Below are 15001 nucleotides of genomic sequence, written 5' to 3' on the forward strand. Positions count from 1 at the left end.
ACTCGCTCCCACGCCGCTCCGGGGCGCGGGATCAAAGGTGCGCACCCTTGCGTACGCCGGCTGCTTCCGTGGCGGATCCGAAGACGATGGCCGGGTTGGGTGAGTTCGCGGGACACACGCACCGCCGCTTCAATCCACTGACGGGCGAATGGGTGCTGGCCTCGCCTACCGCGCCCGGCGCGCTTGGCAGGGCAGGTGGAGCGCCCCGCAGCCGAGCATCGCCGGGCACACGATCCCCGGCTGCCACCTGTGCCCCGGCACTAAGCGTCCCAATGGTGAGCAGACCTTGGACTACAGCGGCACCTTCGTCTTCGACAACGACTTCGCCGCGCTTTACACCGGCGCGCCGGACATAGAGGTGGACATCGGTGAATTGAGGCGGGCGCGTAGCGAGTCGGTGGTGGCGCGCGTAGTCTACTTTTCCCCGCGCCACGACCTGTCGCTTCCGAACCTGGAGCCGGCGGCGCTGCGCGGCGTGGTAGACGTGTAGACGGACAAGTTCGCGCGGCTGGGAAGCCGGCCAGACATCGGTTACGTGCAGATTCTCGAGAACAAGGGGGAGACGATGGGTTGCAGCAATCCCCACCCCCAGGGCTAGATCTGGGCACAGCACTCCGTCCCGCTAATCCCCGCGCGCTGGCGAGTGCTAAGCGGAGCACTTTGCCGCGCACGAGCGGATGCTGCTGCAGGCCTACTTGCGGCTGGAGTTAGAGCGCGACGAGCGGATCGTCTGCGCCAACGACGACATCGTGGCGCAGGTTCCGTTCTGGGCCGTGTGACCCTTCGAGACGCTGGTGGTTAGCCGCACCCCCCCTCCCCCCCCTCCCCGACCTGCTCGCGTTGGGCGACGGCGAGCGCGCGCTGGCGGACATCCTGAAGCGGCTGACCACGCGCTACGACAACCTGTTCGGCGTCAGCTTTCCCTATTCCGCGGGATTGCATCAGGCGCCCACGGACGGCCAGCCGCACCCGGACTGGCATCTGCATATGCACTTCTTTCCGCCGCTCCTTCGCTCTGCCACGTTGTACAAGTTCATGGTGGGATACGAGATGCTGGGCAAGCCGCAACGCGAGATGACCCCTGGAAACAGCGCGGAGCAACTGCCATTCGGCTGGATACACGTCAAGTTCGGCAACTCATGCTCATGAGGGTGAAGCTGCCCGTCCCGTCCGGCGAGCCGTGCAGCCGCTGAATCCGCCGCTGATGCACCGGCTGCGGCTCCCCGCGCCCGCCGACGCGCCGTTCGCCTTCGACGTCGTTACGGACGGCGAAGGGTTCACCGTCACCGGCCCGGACCCGTCCGGCCAGACGGCGACCGCCACGTTCCGGCTGCGCGAGCGGACGCACAACGGCTGGCTGGACCTGTTTGCCGCCATCGCGCCGCGCTTCGGCACGCGGGTGCCGCGCAACCGCCAGCCGGCCGAGGTGCCCACCTTCACCGCGCCCTACCGCCCGCTGCTGACGGAAAACCTGTCGGCCGAGGTGCTGCACGGGTACGGCGATCCCGCCGTGCTGCGCGTGGGCGAGTGGTGGTACCTGGTGGCCACCTCCAACGACGCGCCCGACTCGTTCCCCATCGCCCGCTCGCGCGACCTGCGCCTGTGGGAGCTGCGCGGCTTCGTCTTCCCCCGCGGCCACAAGCCGGCGTGGGCCGCGGACGGTGAGGGGGTGAGCGACTTCTGGGCGGCGGAGATGCACCGCATGGGCGGCGAGTACCGCGTCTATTTCTCCGCGCGGGAGAAGGACGGGCACGACCTGGCCATCGGCGTGGCCACGGCGCCCACGCCCGAGGGGCCGTGGACCACGCCCGACCAGCCGCTGCTGCGTGGCGGGGTCATCGACCCGCACGTGGTGGTGGATGACCGCGGCGCCGCGTACCTGCTCTGGAAGGACGACTCCAATGACGTGTGGCCCAGCCTGCTGAACGGTCTGCTGCACGACCACGCGCGCCTGATCGCGGAGCTGCTGCCGGACCAGGCCGACCAGCGCAGCGCCTCGCTCCTTGCCACGCTCTGGCCGTGGATATGCACCCGCGAGCCCATGGAGCGCTTCTTCGTCCAGCAGCTGCTGATCGAAGTCGTGACGGACGACTTCACCGCCGTCCGCGAGCGTTTGCGCGCGCTGCAGTGGGCTGAGGAGGAGCCCGAGGTGCGCCGGCCCATCCGCGCCGTGCTGGACGCCATGCGCACGCCGGTGTGGGCGGAGTGGCTGTCTCCAGACGGGCGCAGCCTGCTGGGCGAGCGCACGCTGGTGATGGCCAACGACCAGGAGTGGGAGGCGCACCTCATCGAGGGCGTCTGGATCACCCGCCACGGCGGCAAGTACTACGCGTTCTACGCCGGCAACGACTTTTCCACCGCGCGCTACGGCATTGGCGCGGCGGTGGCGGATGCGCCGCTGGGGCCGTACCGCAAGCTGCCGGAGCCGCTGCTGCGCTCCACGGCGGAGTGGTGGGGGCCGGGCCATCCCTCCGTGGCGGAGGGGCCGGACGGCGAGCCGTGGCTCTTTCTCCACGCGTTTTTTCCCGGCGAAACGGGGTACAACGAGTTCCGCGCCCTCCTGGCCGTGCCGCTGGTGCTGGACGGCGAGGGGGTGAGCGTGCGATCCGCGGACGAGCCGCGACCCGCGCGCGAGCGGGAGACGCAGACTACGGGAGAGGTCCGATGAAGGTGCTGGTGACGGGTGGGGCGGGGTACATCGGCAGCGCCGTGGTCCACCGGCTGGTGGAGGACGGCGAGGACGTGGTGGTGTTCGACGACCTGTCGCAGGGCCATCGCGCCGCCGTCCATCCCGATGCCACGCTGGTCGAGGGGCGGCTGGAGGACAGGGGATTGATCGGCCGCGTGATGGCGGAGCATCGGCCCGAAGGCATCCTCCACTTCGCCTCGCAGACGCTGGTGGGCGAATCGATGGAGAAGCCGTTTCTGCACCTGGGCGACAACGTGCGCAACGGGCTCAACCTGCTGGAAAGCGCGGTGGATGCCGGAGTGCGGCGCTTCATCCTTTCCTCCACCGCCAACCTGTTCGGCCTTCCCGAGCGCATCCCCATCGACGAGACCACGCGCATCGATCCGGGAAGCCCGTACGGCGAATCCAAGTTCATCCTGGAGCGCATCCTCCGCTGGATGGACGACCGCTTCGGGATGCGCTACGCGGCGCTTCGCTACTTCAACGCCGCCGGCGCCGTGTCGCCGGAGCTGGGCGAGGACCACGACCCCGAGACGCACCTGGTTCCCATCGTCCTGCAGTGCGCGCTGGGGCAGCGCCAGCAGGTGACCATCTACGGCGACGACTACGACACGCCCGACGGCACCTGCGTGCGCGACTACGTGCACGTGGCCGACCTGGCGGACGCGCACGTGCGGGCGCTGCGCGCGCTGGACCGCGGCAGCCGCACCTACAACCTGGGCAGCGGCCGCGGCTTCAGCGTGCGCGAGGTGATCGAAACCTGCCGCGCCGTCACCGGCCGCCCCATCCCCGAAGTCGTCGGGCCGCGGCGCCCGGGCGATCCCGCGACCCTGGTGGCGTCCAGCGACCGCATCCGCGCCGAGCTGGGCTGGGAGCCCCGCTACGGCGACCTGCGGCAGATCGTCGAAAGCGCGTGGGCGTGGCACGTTGCGCACCCCCACGGCTACGCCGACCGCGGCGCGGCCGCCGCGTCCTCCTGATCCACCGTTCCGGCACGACGAGCATGACAAGCGACAACGGCCCGCGGTCCGCGGTGGTGCGGGCATTCAACGAGCGCTTCGGCGGCCCTCCCGCGCTGGTGGCCCGGGCCCCCGGCCGGGTGAACCTGATCGGCGAGCACACCGACTACAACGACGGCTTCGTGCTGCCGATGGCCATCGACCGCGCCGTCTGGATCGCCCTGCGCCCGCGCTCCGATTCCAGGGTCGTCCTCCTTTCGCTGGATTTTGACGAGGAGCACGGCTTTGATCTGGCGCACCTGGCCAGCTCGGGGACGCAGTGGATCGATTACGTGCAGGCCGTCGCCTGGGTGCTGCAGAAGCGCAACCGCGACCTGCCGGGCTGGGAGGGCGTGGCCGCGGGCGACGTGCCCATCGGCGCCGGCCTTTCCTCCAGCGCCGCGCTGGAACTGGCGGCCGCGCGGGCGTTCGCGGCGCTGGGCGGCATGCCGTGGGAGGCGCGGGAGATGGCGCTGGCCGCCCAGCGCGCGGAAAACGAGTGGATCGGCGTGCAGTGCGGCATCATGGACCAGATGATCAGCGCGTCGGGCGAAGCGGGCCACGCGCTCCTGATCGACTGCCGCTCGCTGGAAACCCGGTCCGTCCCCGTTCCCACGGAGGCTGCCGTGGTCATCCTGGACACCTCCACCCGCCGCGGGCTGGTGGACAGCGCCTACAACGACCGCCGCGCCCATTGCGAGACGGCGGCCGAGGTGCTGGGGGTGCGCGCGCTGCGCGACGTGGACCTGGCCACCTTCGAAGCCCGCGCGGACGAGCTGGAGCCGCTCATCCGCCGCCGCGCCCGCCACGTGATCACGGAGAACGAGCGGACGCTGAAGGCCGCCGCGGCGCTGGAGCGCGGCGACGCGGAGGAGATGGGGCGGCTGATGAACGCCAGCCACGCCAGCCTGCGCGACGACTTCGAGGTGTCGCGGCGCGAGCTGGACGTGATGGTGGAGGTGGCGCAGGCGCACTCCGCCTGCCACGGCGCGCGGATGACGGGCGCCGGCTTCGGCGGCTGCGCGGTCGCCCTGGTCCGCCGCGCCGCCGCCGCCGACTTCGCCCGCGTCGTCGCCGACGCCTACACCCAGCAGACGGGCCTCACGCCGCGCATCTACGTCTGCTCCGCCACCGCCGGCGCCTCGGTGGAGACGGCGGCGGCATCGGCCGAGCCGGCGGCGGTGTAGGGGCGCGACGGGTCCTCTCCCCCGACCGGCCTTTCGCTCGTTCCTCGCGACGGCGGTCGACCCCTCCCCCAACTTCGGGGGACTTCGGGGGAGGGGTGGTGTGGGGCAGGGAATCGCGCGCTGCGGCGGGTTCCGCGCAGCCCCCCGCCGGGCCGGCACCACCGGCCCACCTCCCCCGAAACTGCCGGGGGAGGTTGAACGCGCGCTGACGGTTCCGCGGCGCGATCGAAGTTCTCCCCTCTCCGTGAGGAACGAACGGGGAGGGGCTGGGGGCGGGGCTGGGGGAGGGGCACCCCGGGCGGGCGCAGTCTGATGCCGTTCGTGGACGCGCCATTCAGGGAAACGAAAGTGCCGTCACAGATTCCAACGGCAACTCCGTCAGACAGGGGCTTTATGCACCGATTCCTCCCGGGTTCACTCCTCTGCATGGCAGTCGCGTCCGGATGTGCGCCCGGCCACTCGAGCGGTACCGGGGCAACCATGGCCATGTCCGTCGTCCCCGTGTACGTCGATACCGCGGTGTTTCGCACCGAAGCACAGGCAATCGTGGACGCCTTTGCCGCCGAAGTGGCCCGGGCGCGCGGGGCGGCGCTCGCGGATGCGCCCGGCATCGAGATTCGCAACACGCCGCAGTTGATCTTTTTCAGCGGTAGCGCCAATCGCATCGTCGTTCCCTGGTGGGAGACGATGCAGCCCAAGGCGCGGGCGACGTTCCGCACGTTTGCTGCGGGAGGCGACGCGGAGGCCGAATACCTGTTCCGTGCCTTCTTCAATCGCTTTCTCATCGCGCACGAGGCCGGACACTGGTTCCAGGCCCGCGCCGATCGTCGCGAGCCCACGCTGTACGAGAACGAGAACATGGCGAACCGGCTGGCCGTGGCGTTCTGGCGCACGCAGCCTGGAGGGGAGCGCTTCCTGGCCGAGCTGGAGCGGCTTGCGACAGGCGCGGCCGCGGCGCTTCCGGACCCGACGCCCAGTGGTGAAGACCCCGTCGCGTATTTTGGAGCGAACTACCAGACCCTGGGCCGCGACCCGCTGAAGTACGGCTACTACCAGTTCCGGTTCATGCGGGACGCACTGCGTGAACGGTCGCAGCTTGACTTCGCGCGCATGGTCGGAGGACCCGGTACCCCGTAAGCCGCCCCGAACCGCCGTAGCGCGATCGAAGTTCTCCCCTCTCCGTGAGGAACGAACGGGGAGGGGCCGGGGGAGGGGCACCGTCGGGCGCAGCGAGATCTACTTCGACGAGTCGCCGAACTGTCGGCAACACCAACCTCCCCCAGGGTTTTTTGGGGGAGGTGCGAGCCTCGGCGAGCGGAGGGGGCGCCGCGGGTCACGCAGCAGCGGAAGCTCGCCACGAAGCGGTCGTATCACCCGCGTCGTCGTTCAACACAAGGGAAGGATCCGCATGACCAGCATGGCCGAAGCCCCGCCCCACACCGGCGCCGCGCCGCAGCCGCCAAACCCGCGGTACGACGTCGCCGCCATCATGGGCGGCCTGTACGGCGACGGCATCATCGCGCTCAAGGGCGCCTTCAGCCGCGAATGGGTGCAGCAGCTGCGCGAGGACGTGGACGCCGCGTTCGAGGAAGCGCTCAAGCGTCCCGGCGGCGCCGTGGGCCGCGGACCCAAGCGGTACTACGTGGAGATCCACCCCGAGGACATCCGTGGCTTCACCGAGCTGGTGACGCACCCGTGGGTGCACGCCGTCTGCGAGGCCGCACTGGGGCCGGACTACAAGTTCGTGGAGATCGGCTTCGACGTTCCCGGGCCGGGTGCGCAGGACCAGCCCTGGCACCGCGACTTTCCCGCTCCGGAGGACACCACCGTGGGCCGGCGGCTGAACTCACTGGCCTTCAATCTCACCTGCGTGGACGTGTTCGAGGACATGGGCCCGTTCGAGATCGCGCCCGGCACGCAGTGGGACACGGCCGAGCACTTCGAGCACGAGATGTTTCCGCCAAAGTCGTTCTATCCGCGCTACCTGGAGCGCGCCCAGCGCAAGATGCCGAAGATGGGCGACATCTCTTGCCGCTCGGCGCTTACCATCCACCGCGGGACCGCCAACCACAGCGACAAGTCGCGCCCCGTGCTCGTGCTGGGCGTCGACGCGCCCACCGCCAACAACGCCGAGCGCCACGACCTGCAGTTCACCCGCGCCTTCTGGGACGCCATGCCCCAGGACCTGCGCCGCCGCTTCGCCTGCCGCGTCGTCGACGAGCTGGAGCCCATCCACCAGGCTCACAGCATCGAGGGGCTGATGATGGGCGAGGCGTGAGGGGCTGAGGCTGAAAGGGTGTTGCTGAATCTGCCCCGGACCAGTCATACTGAGGGAGGCGCCGCTCCATAGCTTGTTCATACACAATACTCTGGCGCCGACTGAAGGACCTTGCCGGCATAAGCGTGAGGCTGGCTTCATGCCCCGCATCTGGCCTCACGGTGGCGGAGAAAAGGTCCTTCGGTCGCGTGTAAGCTTTTGTGCTCCTGAAGTTTACGCGTGGCGCTCCCTCAGGATGACTGTGTGCTTCGTTATGAAGAACTGAGGTTCACCCTCTCAGGATGACATCACTTCGTGATTCGACGTTTTAGCAACACCCTCTGACGCTGACGGATTGGCCTCACACGGCATCAACGGGGTCAGCGGAGTTGTTCTCTGCTGACTCCTTCGTTTTTCGATCGCCGCGCCCGACTGTCATTCCGAAGGATGCGCAGCGCCGAACCCGGCTTTCACTCCACCCCCTGGTGCGGGCTGAGGAATCTACTTTCGGCGTGCTCGCAGCCTGTCGCCAGTCGCGGACCAGCGGCGACATCTGGATCTTTGGCGGCGAGGGGAACATCTTCCGTCGTGCTCTCGGCTGACAATGCCGCGAAACATGGACTCCCGAACCGCTGATTCTTGAAGATCCTCTTCGTCTGCAGCCGCAACCGCCTGCGCAGCCTTACGGCCGAGCGGCTGTTCGATGGCGTGAACGGACACGAGGTGCGCAGCGCCGGCACGGAGCAGGGCGCGCGCCTCCGGGTGACCGCCGGGCACCTGGGCTGGGCCGACCTCGTGGTGGCGATGGAGAAGCGCCACGTAAGCCGGATGCGCGAGAAGTTCGCCGATGCGCTCGCGGGCCGGCGCCTGGTCTGCCTCCACATCCCCGACGAGTACGCCTTCATGGATCCCGCCCTCGTCGAGCGGCTGGAGGCGGAGATGGCGGCCTATCTGGTTCCAGACGAATAGCCGTTCCAGCGCCACCGACGTCGATCATCCACCGAAGCCGTTTCTCATCCACCGTCATCGCAGAGGCTGCGTGTCGTCCGATCCGCTCCGCATCGTCCACGATTGGCTCGCCGCCGTAAACGCGGGTGACGTACAGGGCGTGCTTGCGCGTACCGCGCCGGACGTCGTGATCGTGGGCCCGCGCGGCACCGCACGCGGGCACGAGGTGCTGCGGGCGTGGCTCGGCCACGCGGGCGCCACGTTCCAGACGCGCGAAACCTTCGGGGCGGGCGATGCCGTAGTCGTCGCCCAGCACGGCGTGTGGCGCGACGTGCCGACGGGCGAGGTTCGCGGCGAGGCCGACGTGGCGACGCGCTTTCGCATCGACGGCGAACGCGTGGCGGAGATGGAGCGCTACGACGATCTCCACGCCGCGCTGCACGCCGCCGGGCTCACCGCAGCCGACCGCCAGGCGGAAAGTTCGTAAACGAGAGAGGATCGATCATGCGCGTGATCTTTGACGCGGGGCCGCAGCGGTGGAAGATCTGGTTCGTCCTGGTGCTTTCGCTGCTTGGCGGGGCCATGCTCGTATGGATGGGCGGGTACGTGCTCCAGAGCTACGGGCTGGATCCGCGGGAAGGTGGCGTCTTGAAGCCGCTGGCGATCCGCGTCCTGTTCGGCATCGGGTTCGGAGTGTCCGGGATCGCCATCATCGCGGGCATCCTGCTTTACCTGCAGCTGTACGTGATGCGCATTGAGGAGGATGAAGCGAGCGATGCGTTCCGCGTCACCGTCGCCGGCTTCGGGCGTCCGCGCACCATCCAGTTGGGCGAGGTGACGGGGATGGGATACAACCACGGGATGTTCGACGCGGGCGGGGTAAGCGTGAACGCGCCGTGGTACAGCCTTCGTCTGCGTGGCCGCCGCTTCGGGCTGATCGTGGATCTGCAGGGCGACTTTCACGATCAGCAGGCGGTCGAGCGGCTTCTGGCGGGCGAGCAGCCCCCCGTCGCGGAGCGCAAGCCGACGCGCACGTATCGAAAGCACCTTGCCAGGCAGCGCCGGCGGTGAGCGGAATCGTCACGGCCGTAAGCCGAAGCCGCAGGCACTCGTTCAGCAAACCGAACGAGCTGTTCATCCGCCTGGTCGCGGGGCTGGGCGTGGAGGGCGACGCGCACCTGGGCGAGACGGTCAAGCACCGCTCACGCGTCCGCTTCACTCCCCACGCGCCCAACCTGCGCCAGGTGCACCTGATCCACGAGGAGCTGCACGACGAGCTACGCGCCGCTGGATTCGACGTGTCCGCCGGCGAGATGGGCGAGAACGTCACCACGCGCGGGCTGGATCTGCTGGGACTTCCCGCCGGCGCGCGCCTGCACCTGGGCGATGCCGCCGTGGTGCAGGTGACCGGCCTGCGCAACCCGTGCGTGCAACTGGACCGCTTTCAGCCCGGGCTGATGGCCGCCTGCCTGGGGCGCGCCGCAGACGGAAGCCTGGTGCGCAAGGCCGGCATCATGTCCATCGTCCTCACCGGCGGCGACGTGCGCCCGGGCGACCCCATCCGCGTGGAGTTGCCCCCGGAGCCTCACCATCCGCTGGGCGTGGTATGACGGGGGTGGATGATCGTCCGCCGCGCGTGCTGATCGTCCCCGGCTGGGAGAACAGCGGCCCCCAGCACTGGCAGAGCTGTGGGAGCGCGCGGACCCGCACCGCTTTCACCGCGTGCAGCAGCGCGATTGGGACACGCCCCATCCGGACGACTGGGTCCGCGCGCTGGACGATGCGATCGCCGCGGAGCCTGGCCAGGTGGTCCTCGTGGCGCACAGCCTGGGGTGCATCGCCATCGCGCGCTGGGCGGCGAGCTCCGTGCGCCCTGTCGCCGGCGCCCTGCTCGTCGCCCCCGCCGACGTGGAGCGCGCCGACGCGCCGGAGTCCATCCGCTGCTTCGCCCCCGTCCCCCTGCAGCGCCTCCCCTTTCGCACTCTCCTTGTCGCCAGCGGCACCGACGAGTACCTGTCGATGGACCGCGCCGAACACTTCGCCTGGTGCTGGGGGAGCGAGTTGATCTCGCTGGGCGCCGCCGGCCACATCAACACCGCCGCCGGCTTCGGTCCCTGGGTGGATGGCGAAAGGCTGCTGGATGCGCTCTGCTCACACACGTGATGCAACCGGACCGGTAAGCTGGCACACGACTCGCGGCTCCGTGTACCATCCGGTTCGCTGGTGCCCTCAACACACATACGAGTTGTGCCGATGAGCGTGACCGACGACCTTCAGTACGTGACCGACGCGGAAGGGAATCCAACCGCGGTCCTCGTGCCGATCGATCTCTGGAACGAAATCGCTTCCGAGCGCGAAACGGAGTACCTTCTCCGTAATCCCGCCATGCGCGCACGACTGCTTGCCGCTCGCGCTCGCACGGAAGGCATTTCGCTGGATGACGCGATCGCGAAGCTCGGGCTGTGAAGGATGTGCTGTTTGATCCCGAGGGTTTTGAGGATCTCTCGTGGTGGATCGAAAAGGATCGTGCTACCGCGATCCGGATTATCAGGCTGATTCGCGACGTGCAACGTGACCCGACCGGCGGGATAGGGAAGCCTGAAAAGCTCAAGCACGAACTCGCCGGCTGCTGGTCGCGCCGCATTGACCAGGAACACCGGCTCGTGTACGAAGTTAAGGGCGAGCACATCCGCATTCTTTCCTGTCGACACCACTATTGATTCGCCGCCCGGCCTGGGATTCCCACGCCGGGTCGCTTTTTGCTGACCGCGAAAAGCACTTGCTTTGACAAACCAGCGACGCGCGGCCATCTTACCCGAATGTCTTGCGAGCAGCTCCTCCAGCAAATCAAGCTGAACGGGACGGTCCCGCGGCACGTGGCCATCATCATGGATGGCAACGGCCGGTGGGCCCGCGAGCGCGGTCGCCCGCGCGAGTTCGGCCACCGCGCCGGGATGACGGCCGTACGCGCCGCCGTCGAGGCCGCGGGCGACGCGGGGGTGGAGGTGCTCACCCTCTTCGCCTTCAGCAGCGAAAACTGGCACCGCCCCCAGGGCGAGGTGTCGGCGCTGATGGCGCTGCTGGAGCTGTACGTCCGCAAGGAGCGGCGCGAGCTCAAGGAAAAGGGCGTGGAAGTGCGCGCCATCGGTGACCTGCACCGCCTGGGGCCCCGCACCCGCGCCGCCATCCAGTCCATCGTCGACCACACGCGCGGCTGCGAAAAGATGCGCCTTAACCTGGCCATCAGCTACGGCGCGCGCGACGAGATCGTTACCGCCGCGCGGCGGCTGGCCGAGCGCGTCCGCGAGGGCACGCTCATGCCGGGGGAGATCGACGAGGAATTGTTCGCCGGGCAGCTGTACTTCGCCGGCGATCCGGACCCCGACCTGCTCATCCGCACTTCGGGCGAGCTGCGCATCAGCAACTTCATGCTCTGGCAGCTGGCCTACACGGAGATGTACGTTTCCGACGTGCTGTGGCCGGACTTTGGCCGCGAGCACCTGTACCGCGCCATCCTCGACTACCAGCGGCGGGAGCGGCGCTTCGGCCGCGTTCTGGCCACCTGACCGTGGCGGCATCGGAGACGCGCACCCGCGTCCTCGTCGCGATCCCCGGCATCATCGTCGCCCTGGGCGCCATCTACGCGGGCGGCTGGGTGCTCGCCGCGCTGCTGGCGCTGCTGGCCGCGCTCACCGCGCGCGAGCTGTACGTGATGGCCGCGCGCAAGGCGCCGCGCCCGCTGGCCGCGCTGGGCATGGCCGGCGCCGCGGCGATGGTGCTGGCCGCCGGCGCCGCGCCGCGCGACGGGCTGGACAACCCTCTCCCCGCGGGCATCCTCATCCTCCTGGCGCTGGTCGCCCCCGCCGTGGCCATCTGGTCGCGCGGCGTGGAGGGCGAGCCGCTGCTGTCCGTCGCCACCACCGTGTTCGGCGCGGGGTACGCGGCGCTGCTGGGGTTCGGGCTGTACCTGCGCCACCTCCCCGGCGTCCATGACGCGGCGCACGCCTCCGCCATCCTCTTTGCCCCCGTGCTGCTGACCTGGGCCAGCGACTCGTTCGCCTACTTTGGCGGCCGGGCGATGGGAAAGCGCAAGCTCATCCCCAGGGTCAGCCCCGGAAAAACGGTGGAAGGCGCGCTTTCGGCCGTGGTGGGAACCGTGGTGGTGGGCGCGGCGTACGCCATCTTCCTGGGCCGCTTCGGCGGCTACGTCCCCACGGTCGTCGAGGGCGCGCTGCTGGGGCTGCTGATGTCGGTGTCGGCGCAGGTGGGCGACCTGGCGGAGTCGGCGTGGAAGCGCGACGTGGGGGTCAAGGATTCGGGGACGCTGCTGCCGGGGCACGGCGGGGCGCTGGACCGCTTCGACTCGCTTCTCTTCACCCTGCCGCTGGGGTACGCCTTCTTCCGCTTCGTCGTGGGGCTTTGAGGGACGGATGAAGGGCGTCGCCATCCTGGGTGCCACCGGCTCCATCGGCGCCAGCGCGCTGGCCGTGCTGGAGCAGCACCCCGACCGCTTTCGCGCCGTCGCGCTGACCGCGCACCGCAGCGTGGACGCGCTGCAGGCGCTGGTGCTGCGCCACCGCCCCGCCCTGGCCGTGGTTTCCGACGTGGAGGCGCCGCACGGAGGCGACGGCGCTACGAGGTGGCTGTCCGGCCGCGAGGCGCTGCTGGAGGCCGCCACGCACCCGGACGCCGACATCGTCGTCAACGCCCTCGTGGGCGCGGCGGGGCTGGAGCCCACGCTGGCGGCGCTGCAGGCGGGAAAGCGCGTTGCGCTGGCGAACAAGGAGTCGCTGGTGTGCGGCGGGCCGCTGGTGCTGGAGGCGGCGCGGTGGGGCGGGGGAGAGCTGCTCCCCGTGGACAGCGAGCACAGCGCCATCCTGCAGTGCCTGGCGGGGACGCGGACGGGAGACGTGCGGCGGCTGGTGCTTACGGCGTCCGGCGGCCCGTTCCGGGAGATGGATCCCGCGCTGCTGGAGAACGTGACGCCGGCGGACGCCCTGCGGCACCCCACCTGGGCCATGGGTTCCAAGGTCACCATCGACAGCGCCACGCTGGCCAACAAGGCGCTGGAGGTGATCGAGGCGCACTTTCTGTTCGGCGTGCCGTACGAGCGCATCGAGGCGGTGGTGCATCCGCAGTCCATCATCCACTCCATGGTGGAGATGGTGGACGGGTCGGTGCTGGCGCAGATGGGCTTTCCCACGATGGAACTCCCCGTCCTGTACGCGCTCGGCTATCCGGAGCGGCTGCCGTACGAGTGCCGCCGCTTTGATCCCGTTGCGGCGGGGGCGCTGACCTTCGAGGCCGTGCGCACGGACCGCTTTCCCGCCTTTGCGCTGGGTGTAGAGGCGGGGCGGGCCGGCGGCACGGCTCCCGCGGTGTTCAACGCCGCCAACGAGGTGGCGGTGGCCGAGTTCCTGGCCGGCCGCGCCCCCTTTGGCGGCATTGCCCGGGCGATCGCCGACGCGCTCGCCCGCTGGCCCGGCGGCCCGGTGCACCAGCTGGACGACGTGCGCCAGGCGGACGCGTGGGCCCGGCGCGCCGCACACGAATCCCTTTCCCGGCTGGCCCCGTGCTGACGATTCTCGCGACGCTGATCGCGCTTTCCGTACTGATTCTGGTCCACGAGTTCGGGCACTTTTTCGCCGCGAAGTCGGTGGACATCGCCGCGCCGCGCTTTTCCCTGGGCCTGGGCCCGCGTGTCGCGGGCTTCAAGTGGGGCGAGACGGACTTCGTCATCAGCGCCATCCCGCTGGGCGGGTACGTAAAGATGGCGGGGATGGAGGACGACGAGGGGATGGAGGTGCTGGAGGGCGGCGAGGCCGCGCCCCCGGTGGACCCCGCGCGGACCTTCGATTCCAAGCCGATCTGGGCGCGCACCTGGGTGATCTCGGCGGGCGTCATCATGAACCTGCTGTTCGCCCTGCTGGCCAACATCGTCCTGGCCTTTGCGCAGGGCGAAGCGTACATCGCCGAGACGCGGCTGGCCCCGGTGACCGGGCTGGGCGGCACGGCCACGCAGGTGGAGCAGATCCCGGCCGGCTCGCGCATCGTCTCCGTGGGCGGCGAGCAGGTGACCAGCTGGGACGCCATGCAGCAGAAGCTGGAAGCCGCGCCCGCCGGCCCCGTGAGCCTGGGGTTCGAGGGGCGTCCCGCCGTCACGCTGGCCGTCCCAGCCCCCGGCCCCTCGCGGGACACGCTTCTTTCCGCGCTGCGCCCCATGGCGGCGCCGGTGCTGGGCGTGGTGATGCCGGACGGGCCCGGCGCGCGGGCCGGGCTGCAGGCCGGGGACCGCATCGTCGCCATCGACGGGCAGCGGATCGACACCTGGACGCAGGTGGTGGAGCGCATTCGCTCCAGCCCCGGCAAGGTGCTGCGGATGGACGTGGAGCGCGAGGGCCAGCCCCGCAGCGTGACCGTCACCCCGCGCAGCGAGCGGGAGGGCGGAGTACTCGTCGGCAAGTTCGGCGCGTCGGAGCAGGCGCCCGAGCTGCAGTACCGGCGCCTTGCGTTTGGCCCGTCGCTGGCGCTGGGGTGGCACCAGACGGTGCGCATGGTCCAGCTTCTCCTGGAGACGCTGCGCGACCTGTTCACCGGCGCGCTCTCCCCGCGCAACCTGGGCGGCCTGCTGGCCATCGGCGAGGCGTCGGGGCAGAGCGCGGAGCAGGGACCGTGGGAGTACCTGGGCTTCCTCGCCTTTCTCTCCGTAAACCTGGCGGTGCTCAACCTGCTGCCCATCCCCATTCTGGACGGCGGGCACCTGATGTTCCTGGCCATCGAGGCGGTGCGCGGCCGGCCGCTGTCGCTGGAAGCCCGCATCCGCCTGTCGCACGTGGGGCTGATCATCGTCGTGGGATTGATGCTCTGGGCCAACGGCAACGACGTCGTCCGCCTGGTGGAGCGCTACTTCGGGAGCTAGAGG

At 69.8% G+C, this 15001-nt stretch carries 17 protein-coding genes and 1 pseudogene; all 18 read left to right on the plus strand.

What is annotated here, in order from left to right:
* The first annotated feature begins 148 nt into the window (after positions 1-148).
* The 18 genes and pseudogenes from galT (ACOJUJ_RS02030) (at position 149) to rseP (ending at position 14998) form a co-directional block, all read left to right on the plus strand.
* Positions 149-598: pseudogene (gene galT / locus ACOJUJ_RS02030) on the plus strand (galactose-1-phosphate uridylyltransferase).
* A 242-nt stretch (positions 599-840) separates the two neighbouring features.
* A complete protein-coding gene (galT, locus tag ACOJUJ_RS02035) occupies positions 841-1149 on the plus strand; it encodes a galactose-1-phosphate uridylyltransferase (protein WP_420125175.1) in 309 nt (102 codons plus the stop codon).
* Positions 1150-1180: 31 nt separating this feature from the next.
* A complete protein-coding gene (locus tag ACOJUJ_RS02040; protein ID WP_420125176.1) occupies positions 1181-2668 on the plus strand; it encodes a family 43 glycosylhydrolase in 1488 nt (495 codons plus the stop codon).
* Positions 2665-3669 (plus strand): UDP-glucose 4-epimerase GalE, encoded by a 1005-nt coding sequence (gene galE, locus ACOJUJ_RS02045; protein WP_420125177.1) that lies wholly within the window; start codon positions 2665-2667, stop codon positions 3667-3669. The genes ACOJUJ_RS02040 and galE overlap by 4 nt, the downstream gene beginning before the upstream one ends.
* Positions 3670-3692: 23 nt before the next feature.
* Complete coding sequence (galK, locus tag ACOJUJ_RS02050; protein WP_420125178.1) at positions 3693-4874, plus strand: galactokinase; 1182 nt, start codon at positions 3693-3695, stop codon at positions 4872-4874.
* 480 nt (positions 4875-5354) lie between these two features.
* Complete coding sequence (locus tag ACOJUJ_RS02055; protein WP_420125179.1) at positions 5355-6011, plus strand: hypothetical protein; 657 nt, start codon at positions 5355-5357, stop codon at positions 6009-6011.
* A 271-nt stretch (positions 6012-6282) separates the two neighbouring features.
* Positions 6283-7152: a phytanoyl-CoA dioxygenase family protein gene (locus ACOJUJ_RS02060; protein WP_420125180.1), complete on the plus strand. Its 870-nt coding sequence runs from the start codon at positions 6283-6285 to the stop codon at positions 7150-7152.
* A 618-nt stretch (positions 7153-7770) separates the two neighbouring features.
* Positions 7771-8100 carry a low molecular weight protein tyrosine phosphatase family protein gene (locus ACOJUJ_RS02065; protein WP_420125181.1) on the plus strand — a complete coding sequence of 110 codons (330 nt, stop codon included), beginning with the start codon at positions 7771-7773 and terminating at the stop codon, positions 8098-8100.
* 70 nt (positions 8101-8170) lie between these two features.
* Entirely contained in the window at positions 8171-8566 is a 396-nt protein-coding gene (locus tag ACOJUJ_RS02070; protein ID WP_420125182.1) for a nuclear transport factor 2 family protein, read from the plus strand.
* Positions 8567-8583: 17 nt separating this feature from the next.
* Positions 8584-9150, plus strand: coding sequence for a hypothetical protein (locus tag ACOJUJ_RS02075; RefSeq protein WP_420125183.1), 567 nt, complete (start codon positions 8584-8586; stop codon positions 9148-9150).
* Positions 9147-9689 carry an MOSC domain-containing protein gene (locus tag ACOJUJ_RS02080; RefSeq protein WP_420125184.1) on the plus strand — a complete coding sequence of 181 codons (543 nt, stop codon included), beginning with the start codon at positions 9147-9149 and terminating at the stop codon, positions 9687-9689. Before ACOJUJ_RS02075 ends, ACOJUJ_RS02080 begins: the two co-directional genes overlap by 4 nt.
* A gap of 112 nt (positions 9690-9801) precedes the next feature.
* A complete protein-coding gene (locus ACOJUJ_RS02085) occupies positions 9802-10242 on the plus strand; it encodes an RBBP9/YdeN family alpha/beta hydrolase (RefSeq protein WP_420125185.1) in 441 nt (146 codons plus the stop codon).
* 90 nt (positions 10243-10332) lie between these two features.
* Positions 10333-10545: a prevent-host-death protein gene (locus ACOJUJ_RS02090; protein WP_420125186.1), complete on the plus strand. Its 213-nt coding sequence runs from the start codon at positions 10333-10335 to the stop codon at positions 10543-10545.
* Complete coding sequence (locus ACOJUJ_RS02095) at positions 10542-10799, plus strand: Txe/YoeB family addiction module toxin (protein ID WP_420125187.1); 258 nt, start codon at positions 10542-10544, stop codon at positions 10797-10799. Before ACOJUJ_RS02090 ends, ACOJUJ_RS02095 begins: the two co-directional genes overlap by 4 nt.
* 99 nt (positions 10800-10898) lie before the next feature.
* The gene (locus ACOJUJ_RS02100; protein WP_420125188.1) at positions 10899-11645 is read left to right on the plus strand and encodes an isoprenyl transferase; all 747 of its coding nucleotides are present in this window, start codon (positions 10899-10901) and stop codon (positions 11643-11645) included.
* 2 nt (positions 11646-11647) lie between these two features.
* A complete protein-coding gene (locus tag ACOJUJ_RS02105; protein WP_420125189.1) occupies positions 11648-12502 on the plus strand; it encodes a phosphatidate cytidylyltransferase in 855 nt (284 codons plus the stop codon).
* Positions 12503-12509: 7 nt separating this feature from the next.
* Positions 12510-13658, plus strand: coding sequence for a 1-deoxy-D-xylulose-5-phosphate reductoisomerase (dxr, locus tag ACOJUJ_RS02110; RefSeq protein WP_420125190.1), 1149 nt, complete (start codon positions 12510-12512; stop codon positions 13656-13658).
* Complete coding sequence (gene rseP, locus ACOJUJ_RS02115; RefSeq protein WP_420125191.1) at positions 13652-14998, plus strand: RIP metalloprotease RseP; 1347 nt, start codon at positions 13652-13654, stop codon at positions 14996-14998. The genes dxr and rseP overlap by 7 nt, the downstream gene beginning before the upstream one ends.
* Positions 14999-15001 lie beyond the last annotated feature (3 nt).

This window comes from Longimicrobium sp., from assembly GCF_048594345.1.
Classification (GTDB): domain Bacteria; phylum Gemmatimonadota; class Gemmatimonadetes; order Longimicrobiales; family Longimicrobiaceae; genus Longimicrobium.

Excerpts from the sequence above, each read along its gene's own strand:
- ACOJUJ_RS02060 (WP_420125180.1), top strand. The coding sequence starts at position 6,283 with ATGACCAGCATGGCCGAAGCCCCGCCCCACACCGGCGCCGCGCCGCAG.
- ACOJUJ_RS02090 (WP_420125186.1), top strand. The coding sequence starts at position 10,333 with ATGAGCGTGACCGACGACCTTCAGTACGTGACCGACGCGGAAGGGAAT.
- galE (WP_420125177.1), top strand. The coding sequence starts at position 2,665 with ATGAAGGTGCTGGTGACGGGTGGGGCGGGGTACATCGGCAGCGCCGTG.
- dxr (WP_420125190.1), top strand. The coding sequence starts at position 12,510 with ATGAAGGGCGTCGCCATCCTGGGTGCCACCGGCTCCATCGGCGCCAGC.
- ACOJUJ_RS02055 (WP_420125179.1), top strand. The coding sequence starts at position 5,355 with ATGGCCATGTCCGTCGTCCCCGTGTACGTCGATACCGCGGTGTTTCGC.
- ACOJUJ_RS02075 (WP_420125183.1), top strand. The coding sequence starts at position 8,584 with ATGCGCGTGATCTTTGACGCGGGGCCGCAGCGGTGGAAGATCTGGTTC.
- galK (WP_420125178.1), top strand. The coding sequence starts at position 3,693 with ATGACAAGCGACAACGGCCCGCGGTCCGCGGTGGTGCGGGCATTCAAC.
- ACOJUJ_RS02100 (WP_420125188.1), top strand. The coding sequence starts at position 10,899 with ATGTCTTGCGAGCAGCTCCTCCAGCAAATCAAGCTGAACGGGACGGTC.